Consider the following 9,385-nt stretch of genomic DNA (forward strand, 5'->3'; position numbering starts at 1 on the left):
AGGAACGGCGTGGATTGGCATTACATCGACCCAGGAAAACCGCAGCAGAATGCCTTCATCGAGTCATTCAACGGCAGCCTGCGGGACGGGCTTCTCAATGAAGAGCTGTTCGATACCCTGGACGATGCCCGCCGCAAACTGGCGCTGTGGAGCTACGATTACAACAATTTCAGGCCGCACTCTTCGCTGGGAAACAGAACGCCAAAGCAAGCGCGGCAGGCGCTTGAGCAATTTGAGGGCTCCGTGCCCGCCGCGCTTGCCAAGCCCGAAACCGACGACTACCAAAATCAAACCCGCAGACTCTCGTCATGAGCGAGGGACCAGCGGGGGGCAGGTCACCTTCGCGATCTATCCGCTCGTGATCGCAGGGGTCTTCGCGACCATCACCGGGGTGGCCTCGGCTCTCATCGGCGAGTTGGGCGATCCGGAAGGGGCTTTCAGCATTGGTGCCCTTCACCCCTTCATCATGATGGTCTTCATGGCCAAGGGCTTTGTCATCGCAACACCCTTTATCGTCCGCGCGATCTCGGGCAACGCCATGATGCCCGCGCTCTCCGGCGGTATCGGCGGCGGCTAGAGCTTCGCTCGCGCCGCCATGGGAAGCCAGCAAGCCTACAACCGCTACCTGATCGGAGGTGCGAGCGGTGCGGAATATGCAGCCCTCAGGGCGCGGCAGTTCTTTGGCGTGCAGCAGATGCCAGTAAGGCAAGGCATGGGGCAGACGGATTCCGCAGGCGGCACAGGATCCGCAGACTCGGGATCAAAAATGCTGGCGCAGCTTGCGAGACTGGGAGGGCTTGGGCGGCGGTGACGGCCCACAGCGGACATCGACATCATGCACAGTGAATGACGGCTTTAAGTGCGATTTGACCGATATCCTTAAAGTATATTCTATTTTGGCAAAACGATTGCTGCTCAAACCACCAGCCGGTTCGTCAGGCCGACCTGGTGCGAGAATGGCTCCAATTACCTACGTTCGACCAGCGGAGATCCTACTGCGCAGATACGACCAGAGTTTTGTCTGGCTGAGGAGCATGAACAGCAGTGCCACTGTTAGGATCAAAGAGATCGGGTTAGAGATGAAACCCCAGATGAAATCTCCGAAATCACTCCGCGCCCGCAGCATGGTACGGCGGTAGTTGCTGTCCATCATTGGCCCCAGAATGACCCCCAGAATGACAGGCCCGACTTCGAGGCCATAGGTCTTCATGAAGTATCCGACGACCCCGAATAGCAGCATCCAATAGACGTCGACCGGATTGTTCTGGATCGCATAGGTGCCGACCGAACTAAGAACGATAATCAACGGGATCAGGACCGCCTTGGGGCATTCCACGATCTTGGTAAACAGGCGTATGCCCGTCAGGCCAAAGATCAGCAGGAAAATATTGGCTAAGGTTAATGTGCCGACGATAAACCAGAACAGGTGCGGTGTTTCCACCAGCAACAAGGGTCCGGGTTTCAGCCCGTGAATGAACAGGGCACCGATGATCACAGCCGTGACCGCGTCACCTGGAATGCCCAGTGTCAGCATCGGGATATGCGCACCGCCAACAGCGGCGTTATTGGCCGCTTCCGGTGCCACGAGCCCTTCGCGATTTCCCGTGCCAAACGGGCGTTCGGGGTTCTTTGTGGACCGTTTTGCATCATCATAAGCCAGCAATGCTGCGATATCGCCGCCTGTGCCCGGGAGGGCCCCAATGATCGTGCCGATGCCGGAGGCGCGAATCGCCAGCCAGAAATACTTTTTTACATCCGAGAACTTCGGAATGATCCGGTCGATCTTTTGCTTGATAGCCGGTGTGTTCAGCGTTTTCAGCTGCACCAGCGCCTCGGCCACACCAAACAGGCCGATCATCGCCGCGACATAGGAAATGCCGCCAAGCAGGTGGATCGAGCCAAAGGTGAATCGCCCTTCGGCAGTCATCGGATCAAGGCCGACCATACCGATCAGCACACCCAAGGCCCCCGCAAACGCGCCTTTGGCAAAGCTTTCGCCCGACAATGTGCCAACCAAAAGGATGCCGATCACGCCAAGCAATAGATAGTCGCGCGACTGAAACATCAGTGCGAATTCAGAAATCACCGGTGCAAAAAGGGCAAGCGCGATGATGCCGACAAATCCACCAAAGACCGACATAACAGTGGTGAGGCCAATCGCCTCTCCGGCTTCGCCGCGTTTGGCCAGCGGATACCCTTCAAGTGCCGTGGCAATCGCCGAAGGTGCGCCGGGAATGTTCAGCAAAATGGCCGTGCGGGACCCGCCATAGACCCCGCCAAAGAAGACGCCTGAGATTAGGGCCAAAGCCTCGTTCACATCCCATTTGAAGGTGAAGGAAATGAGGATCGACGTCGCCATTGTCACTGACAAGCCCGGAATTGCGCCGATGTAGATGCCTGTCAGGGTGCCCGTGGCGACCAGAAATATTAGCCATGGATCGGTCCAAGCAGTCGCGAAAAAGCCGAGTGCCTCAAGCATTAGAACAATCCTCGGATCAGGGTGCCTTGCGGCAGGACAACTTGGAACACTTCCCTGAAGACAAGGTAGATGAGTGTTAGTGTGGTCGCGGTAAGCGCGAGCGTGAGAAGCGGGTTCTTACGCCATAAGAACTGGAAGGCGCAGAAGAGGAACAGGGCGGAGCTTGCAACAAATCCGACAAAGGGCATCGACAGGACGTATCCAAAGACCAACCCGATCACGACGAGGTGCCGCCCGGTCAAAATTTCTGACAAGAAGCCGGGTGCCCCTGCGTCTTGTTTGGGCAATCGGGCTGTCGAGATCAGGACTTTGAGGCCCGAAATCACCATCACACCAGATGCGATCATCGGAAAGACGCCGGGGGCTATTTTGCTGGAAAAACCGGAGATGCCGTAGGCCTGCCAGAACGCGGCGACCGAAAAGACGACGAGAAGCAGCGCGAAGACAAGTTCGCCGGGCCTGCGGTGAGGCGTTTCAGATGTCATGGGGGCTCCGGTGCAAAGTGGCGTCGGCCCGAGTGCAGGGTCGACGCTCAGAGTTTATAGGATCGCTTATGGACGTGCGATGCCAAGGTCTGCGGGGTTCACGTTCGCAACACCTGTGTCTTGCAGAGCCCATGCCGTGACTTGCTGCCATTTGGCAAGGAAATCCACGGCGTCTTGACCGGACATATTCATCACGATGTTGCCGCGGTTGGCCATCAACGTGGTGAAGGTTTCGCTTTGGGCGGCTGTGTCAAACGCCGCCGTCATTGTTTCCACCACGTCATCAGGTGTGCCGTTCTTAACGAAGACGCCGTAGAATGGACCCCAAGGCAGAAAGTCTGCCATGCCGGGCACTGCATCTGTGATTGCCGGCGCGTCGGGAAGCGTGTCCACCGGTTCGGCATTCACAACAGCAAGCACACGCATGTTGCCCGCCTTTACCTGCTCGGCAGCCGCAGAAATACCCGCAGGCATGAAGTCAACTTCGCCACCAAGCATCGCCGTCAGACCGGGGCCTTCTCCGTCAAACGGGATTGCGGTGACTTCAAAAGGCGCGGAATTGGCGAGCAACGCAGCAATTGTGCTGGGCAGACCACCCGGGCCTGTAGACCCCATGATAACATTGCCCGGGTTGGCTTCGATATCGTCCATCAATGAAGACATGTCAGCATATTTGGAGTCCTCTGGAACCACGATGACGGCAACGCCGCGTCCAAGGATGTTGATCGGCGTGAAGTCGGAATAATCCAGATCAGCCACGCCCATGATGGGATGCAGCTGGGGGTTTTCCGCACCATAAAGGAACGTATACCCGTCGGCTGCGGCCGTGTTGACATAAGCTGTCGCAATCGCCCCTGCGCCGCCTGCTTTGTTCAAGACGACGATGGATTGGCCCAATGCCTCTTCGGCGGCAGGGTTCACAGCGCGTGCGACAGTGTCTGTCGCGCCACCTGCGCCCCACATCACCACCCCAAGCAATTCGCGCTCTGGAAAGTCTTGCGCCACAGCAGATGTTCCTGCCAAAACAAGCGCAGCAACCGCGCTAACGAAAGTCGTTTTCATATCTTCCTCCCTATGCGGCCCTCGCCGCAATCTCTTGTCCGGCCAAATGATCGGCGTTTCCATGCGAAGTCCAGAACAGAAGTTAATGTTCAGCGCATCCAACGGGTTGGACGCTAACTTACAGCATTTTGAACTTCAATTGCCGTTTTTGACTAAATGATAACTCGATGTTAATGCGACGGGGGGCGGGGAAGACGCATGCATGAAATAACACTTCGGCAGGTTGAGATGATCCGCGCGGTTATGCTGCGTGGCACGATCATTGGTGCGGCGGAACACTTAGGCGTCTCTGCCCCGGGAGTCAGCAGATTGATCAAGCATACAGAAGAATCCTTAGGCATCCGCCTGTTCGAGCGCCAAGCGGGTCGTTTTATACCTGCCATCGAGGCCGGTCCGGTCTTCGACCAGATCAGAGAGGTCTATAAAGGTGTTGAAAACCTTCAGACGGCCCTCGGATCGCTAAAAAAGGGGGAGGATGTCCGCTTGTCGTTCGCATCGGCCCCCTCTGTTGCGCAGTTTATCGCCGCACGGGCAGTGCGGTCGATCCGTACGAAATACCCCAATCTGTTCATTGAGTTGGATATCCTGAAGATCGAGGAAACTTTGGACTACCTGTTGCTGGAACGTGGTGAGTTCGTGATCATGAGTTCGCCCCTCGACAATCCCGCTATTGAAAACACCAAGATTGCCAGCGGCGAAATTCTGGCGATCCTGCCCGAAGGACATAGGCTTGCCGCAAAGTCGGAAGTGACGATTGATGACCTGATGCAAGAGCCTTTGGTGGGCATCGACCCATCGGACCCGTATGGTGCGATCCTTGCACAACCGTTTGCAAATGCGGGCATCGTTCCCCACCACACCATGCGCGGCCGTTTCGCACAAACGGTTGTGAGCCTTGTGCGCCACGGGTTGGGCGTGGGGCTGATTGACGAATTCTCGGTTGCCGAGGTTTACATGCCGGGCGTCGTGCGGCGTCGTCTGGCCGAGAGCACACCAATCGAGATTTATGCAGTCGCAAAAAGAGGGCGGGTGATCTCGAATTTCGCGGGATTTGCGATCAAGCGGTTTCGCAAGGAACTATCGGAAGCGCATGTTCACTGGCAAATAGAAGATTAACATTACGTTCCGAACGCTGACAAATGGGCATTTGACGTTAAGCGTGTCTCTGGACGATTACAGCACGGTAGATCGTTGCGAATAGTGATCGGTCCGTTGTTGAAAACCGCGTTATAGGGCTGCTGGCATGACACTTCGTTTTGGATTGATTGGTGACAATATCGCTCAATCCGGCTCGCCCGAGCTGCATAAGCAGGCCGGAAAGCTTCACGACATTGCGGTGACCTACGACCGGTTAGCACCCCGACAGATCGGGTCTTCGTTCGAACAGGTCTTGGAAAACTGTGTCGCTCAGGGCTACCGCGGGGTCAATGTGACCCACCCTTACAAGGAAGACGCAGCACGCCGTGTCATGGTTCGCGACCCAAGCGTGCGCGCGATTGGTGCCGTGAATACTGTAGTTTTCGACGCGGGTGAGCCTGTAGGATACAATACGGATTATTCTGGTTTTGTGGCCGCCTATCGGCACAGGCGGGGACGGTCCGAAACCGGAGCCGTTCTTATGATCGGTGCAGGCGGTGTGGGGCGCGCGATTGCTTTTGCGTTGGCAAGCTTGGGCACAAAAGACCTGCGTTTGGTGGACCGCGACATCGACAAGACAAAGGGCCTTATGGCTGCGTTGAAAACAGCAGCGCCGGACGTGAGTGTGACGATCTGCACCGATGTCCCGGCAGCCGCGAGGGCCGTTTCAGGTCTAATTAACTGCACCCCCGTCGGCATGGTCGGCCACCCGGGAACGCCGCTGCCAGATCAGAATATGTATGGCGCTGAATGGGCGTTTGACGCGGTCTATACCCCCGTCGACACGGCCTTTTTGATGGATGCGAAAGCCAGCGGCCTCGCAATCATCTCTGGCTGGGAGCTGTTTTTCTTCCAAGGGCTGCACGCGTGGCAAATCTTTTCGGACTGTCCGTGTGACGCAGATGTGTTGCGCAAGAAACTCTTAAGAAACGAGGAAACCTCATGAAAACCTCCATCGCGACCGTCTCCGTCCCGGGCAATTTACGCGAAAAGCTTGAGGCTATTGCCGCTGCGGGCTTTGACGGCGTTGAGATTTTCGAGCAAGATTTCATTGCTGACGCAGGAAGCCCGCGCGATGTCGGGCGAATGATCCGCGACCACGGGTTGGAAATTACCCTTTTCCAGCCGTTTCGCGATTTTGAAGGCCTGCCGGGAAGGCTGCGCACCAAAGCCTTTGATCGGGCGGAACGTAAGTTCGATCTGATGCAAGAAATGGGCACGGATTTGGTTTTGTTTTGCTCCTCGGTGCATCCACAATCCCTCGGTGGAGTTGATCGCGCGGCGGAAGATTTCCATGACCTCGGTGCGCGAGCCGCCGCACGCGGTATTCGCGTCGGTTATGAAGCGCTGGCATGGGGCAAACATGTCAACGATCACCGGGACGCATGGGAAATTGTGCGCCGCGCAAATCACCCGGATATCGGAATTATCCTTGATAGCTTTCATACGCTTGGCCGCAAACTGGACCCCGAAACCATCCGCAGCATTCCCGGCGACAAAATCTTCTTCGTTCAACTGGCGGATGCGCCCGCGATCGAGATGGATTTGCTGTATTGGTCACGCCATTTCCGCAACATGCCCGGTGAGGGCGATCTGGACGTCACCGCCTTCACACGTGCGGTCCTGGCTGCTGGATATGCGGGGCCTCTCAGTCTGGAAATTTTCAACGACCAGTTCAGGTCCGGCAGCGCGCGCGGTGTAGCGAAGGACGGCTATCGCGCCTTGGCCAGCTTGATGGACGACGTGAAACGACAAGAGCCAGAGTGCCTTGCCGACCACGCAGCTCTGCCCGAACGTATAGAACCCCAAGGTGTTGCTTTTGTTGAATTCACCTCTCGAGGGGGTGAAGCCGAAGCCTTGCGCCGCCTTTTGAAAACCCTCAGCTTCTCGCAAACGGGCCGGCATGTATCAAAGGCTCTATCGCTATGGCAACAGGGCGACATCCGTATCCTCATCAACGAAGAACAGACCGGATTGGCCGCCTCTATGTACAATGCCCGTGGCACGGGCATTTACGATATCGGCCTGACGGTTCCCTCGGCCAGTGCCACTGTCGATCGCGCCAAAGGGCTCGGGGCAGAGCTGTTCTCACAGTCCTTCAGCCACGGACAAATCGACATCCCCGCGATCCGGGGCCTCAGCGGCAGCGTCCTCCATTTCCTCGACGGATCGCAAGCATTGTCAGACGTCTGGTCGGCTGAATTCGAAGTGCAGGCGACAGATGGCGGAGGTGTTGGACTGACCAAAATCGATCACATCGCGCAAACCATGTCATATGGTGAAATGCTCAGTTGGTCGCTGTTCTATAAGACCCTGTTTGATATGAGAAAGGACGCGATGGTGGATGTGACGGATCCGGACGGATTGGTCCGTAGCCAAGCCCTCACGTCGGGCGAGGACACATTGCGGATAACTTTGAACGGCACCGAATCCCACCGGACCTTCGCCGGGTCGTTCCTTGCCGATAGCTTTGGCGCACCCGTTCAACACATCGCGTTCGCTTGTAATGATATCTTCGCGGCGGCGCGTGCCCTGAATGAGCAGGGGTTCGCCCAACTTCCGCTGCCTGAAAACTATTTCGCAGATGTTGCGTCGAGGTTCGATTTATCCGCCGAACAACTGGCGGAGATGAAGCGCTTCAACATTCTCTATGACGAAGACGAGTCCGGTGCGTTCTTCCAGCTTTACTCAAAACCTTTTGCCGGCGGCATGTTCTTTGAGCTTGTCGAGCGGAGGTCGGGGTATCATGGCTTTGGCGGCCCCAACGCGCCGTTCCGAATAGCCGCACAGAAACGGCTTTCCCGTGGCAAAGGCATTCCAAAGGCGTAGACCGCTTGGATTCGACGCGGCCTCAAGCCGAACCCCCTTAAACCGGACGTTCGAGAACGGCACAGCGAATGCACACTCTCCGCCATGCCTTACAGACAAGCCATGCCCGCCACCGGCATTGCCAACTTAGTGCATGGATGGATCACTAAGGTGAGCTTGCCCTTAAGCCCAAACAGCGTACGCGAGGATAGTGGAAGTCCTTCAGGCGCAGCACATTGCTTGGGTTCTTCACAATTTTGAAATACGCTGATCATGTCGGTAGAACAGCGTGGCGATCGCTGATTGAACCATTGGTTCGTGCAGCATTTCACGGATACCGTCATTGCGCAGATTGAGGCAGGCACACCGACCTAGCGTATATTAACTGCCCGCTGGCCCCCTGTAGCAAACACCGTGATAATGCTCTGAACCGCCCCGGGTTTACCGGAGAGTAAAACACTCAAAGGATGAGCCCTATGACAAAGCAGAGCTTCACCCCGGCCTATCCGGCCGAGCTTCGCGAACGCGGTGTTCGGCTTTTTCGAGAGAACTGCGCCGACTACGCCAGTGACACGGTAGCCTACAAGGCGATTGCGTCGAAGCTTGGTTGCTCTCCTGACAGCCTGCGCGTCTGGTGTCAGCGGGCTGAACGCGATGCCGGTCAGCGTAGCGGTCTGACGAGCGCGGAGAAAGACCGGATCAAGGAGTTGGAGCGCGAGGTTCGTGAACTTCGCCAAGCCAACGAGATCCTGAAGAAGGCCAGCGCATATTTCGCAGCGGCGGAACTCGGCCGTCCGTTCCGCAAATGATCGCGTTCATCGATGATCACCGTTATGTCCATGGTGTCAGGCCGATCTGCCGGTTTCTGGGGATCGCACCATCGACTTTCTACGCCTTCAAGGCCGTGGAGCGTGATCCCGATCCGGCATCGGCTCGCACCAGGCAGGACCGGCTGGACATGGTCGCCATCAAGGAGGCCCTCGATGGCAGCCGGGGACGATATGGCGCGCGCAAGGTTTGGCACCAGTTGCGCCGAGGCGATCACGACATCGCCCGCTGCACGGTGGAACGGCTGATGCGAACCATGGGATTGCAAGGTGTTGTGCGCAGCAAGAAGGTCGTCACCACCAATCCCGATGCGGCACAGCCTTGCCCGGACGACAAGGTGAACCGCGCTTTCGTGGCAGACATGCCGAACCAACTCTGGGTCAGCGATTTCACCTATGTCTCAAGCTGGCAGGGCATGGTCTGCGTGACCTTCACCATCGGCGTTTTCGCCCGCAAGATCGTTGGCTGGCGTGCCTCGACCTCGATGACGACTGGTTTCGTCTTGGATGCCCTGAACCAGGCCATCTGTCAGCGCCCACCCTCCGAGGCTGACAAGCTGATCCATCACAGCGATCGCGGCAGCCAA

9 protein-coding genes, 2 pseudogenes and 1 other annotated feature are annotated in these 9,385 nt (G+C 57.0%); of the genes and pseudogenes, 8 read left to right on the forward strand and 3 right to left on the reverse strand.

The genetic code is table 11. The annotated features are described in order from the left end of the window. The coding region (locus DMZ65_RS19040) for an integrase core domain-containing protein (RefSeq protein WP_157960669.1) at positions 1-312 on the forward strand (312 nt) is incomplete at its 5' end. A 22-nt stretch (positions 313-334) separates the two neighbouring features. After that, positions 335-811: pseudogene (locus DMZ65_RS20105) on the forward strand (TrbL/VirB6 family protein); the annotation flags it as partial. A 159-nt stretch (positions 812-970) separates the two neighbouring features. On the opposite strand, the gene DMZ65_RS19050 reads toward DMZ65_RS20105, so the two are convergent. The 3 genes from DMZ65_RS19050 to DMZ65_RS19060 form a co-directional block, all read right to left on the reverse strand. Then, complete coding sequence (locus tag DMZ65_RS19050) at positions 971-2,479, reverse strand: tripartite tricarboxylate transporter permease (protein ID WP_116600287.1); 1,509 nt, start codon at positions 2,477-2,479, stop codon at positions 971-973. Next, the gene (locus DMZ65_RS19055) at positions 2,479-2,964 is read right to left on the reverse strand and encodes a tripartite tricarboxylate transporter TctB family protein (protein ID WP_116600288.1); all 486 of its coding nucleotides are present in this window, start codon (positions 2,962-2,964) and stop codon (positions 2,479-2,481) included. Before DMZ65_RS19055 ends, DMZ65_RS19050 begins: the two co-directional genes overlap by 1 nt. A gap of 66 nt (positions 2,965-3,030) precedes the next feature. Further along, positions 3,031-4,026 carry a tripartite tricarboxylate transporter substrate binding protein gene (locus DMZ65_RS19060; RefSeq protein WP_116600289.1) on the reverse strand — a complete coding sequence of 332 codons (996 nt, stop codon included), beginning with the start codon at positions 4,024-4,026 and terminating at the stop codon, positions 3,031-3,033. A gap of 198 nt (positions 4,027-4,224) precedes the next feature. Here DMZ65_RS19060 and DMZ65_RS19065 point away from each other — a divergent pair, with 198 nt between their 5' ends. The 6 genes and pseudogenes from DMZ65_RS19065 to DMZ65_RS19085 all read left to right on the forward strand — a co-directional run. Further along, the gene (locus tag DMZ65_RS19065) at positions 4,225-5,142 is read left to right on the forward strand and encodes a LysR family transcriptional regulator (RefSeq protein ID WP_116600290.1); all 918 of its coding nucleotides are present in this window, start codon (positions 4,225-4,227) and stop codon (positions 5,140-5,142) included. Positions 5,143-5,269: 127 nt separating this feature from the next. Beyond that, positions 5,270-5,530 (forward strand): annotated as a pseudogene (locus DMZ65_RS20110) (shikimate dehydrogenase); the annotation flags it as partial. Positions 5,531-5,644: 114 nt separating this feature from the next. Then, on the forward strand, positions 5,645-6,109 hold the full coding sequence (locus DMZ65_RS20115) for a shikimate dehydrogenase family protein (RefSeq protein WP_332871587.1): 465 nt from the start codon (positions 5,645-5,647) through the stop codon (positions 6,107-6,109). Continuing rightward, positions 6,106-7,992: a bifunctional sugar phosphate isomerase/epimerase/4-hydroxyphenylpyruvate dioxygenase family protein gene (locus tag DMZ65_RS19075; RefSeq protein WP_116600292.1), complete on the forward strand. Its 1,887-nt coding sequence runs from the start codon at positions 6,106-6,108 to the stop codon at positions 7,990-7,992. The genes DMZ65_RS20115 and DMZ65_RS19075 overlap by 4 nt, the downstream gene beginning before the upstream one ends. 455 nt (positions 7,993-8,447) lie before the next feature. Next, positions 8,448-8,780: a transposase gene (locus DMZ65_RS19080; protein WP_157960591.1), complete on the forward strand. Its 333-nt coding sequence runs from the start codon at positions 8,448-8,450 to the stop codon at positions 8,778-8,780. Beyond that, positions 8,735-8,851 (forward strand) — a sequence feature (AL1L pseudoknot). (Overlaps the previous gene by 46 nt.) Continuing rightward, the coding region (locus tag DMZ65_RS19085; RefSeq protein WP_116598583.1) for an IS3 family transposase at positions 8,777-9,385 on the forward strand (609 nt) is incomplete at its 3' end. It overlaps the preceding feature by 75 nt. The genes DMZ65_RS19080 and DMZ65_RS19085, both read left to right, overlap by 4 nt.

It is taken from the genome of Primorskyibacter marinus, from assembly GCF_003313245.1.
Taxonomy (GTDB): Bacteria; Pseudomonadota; Alphaproteobacteria; order Rhodobacterales; family Rhodobacteraceae; genus Primorskyibacter; species Primorskyibacter marinus.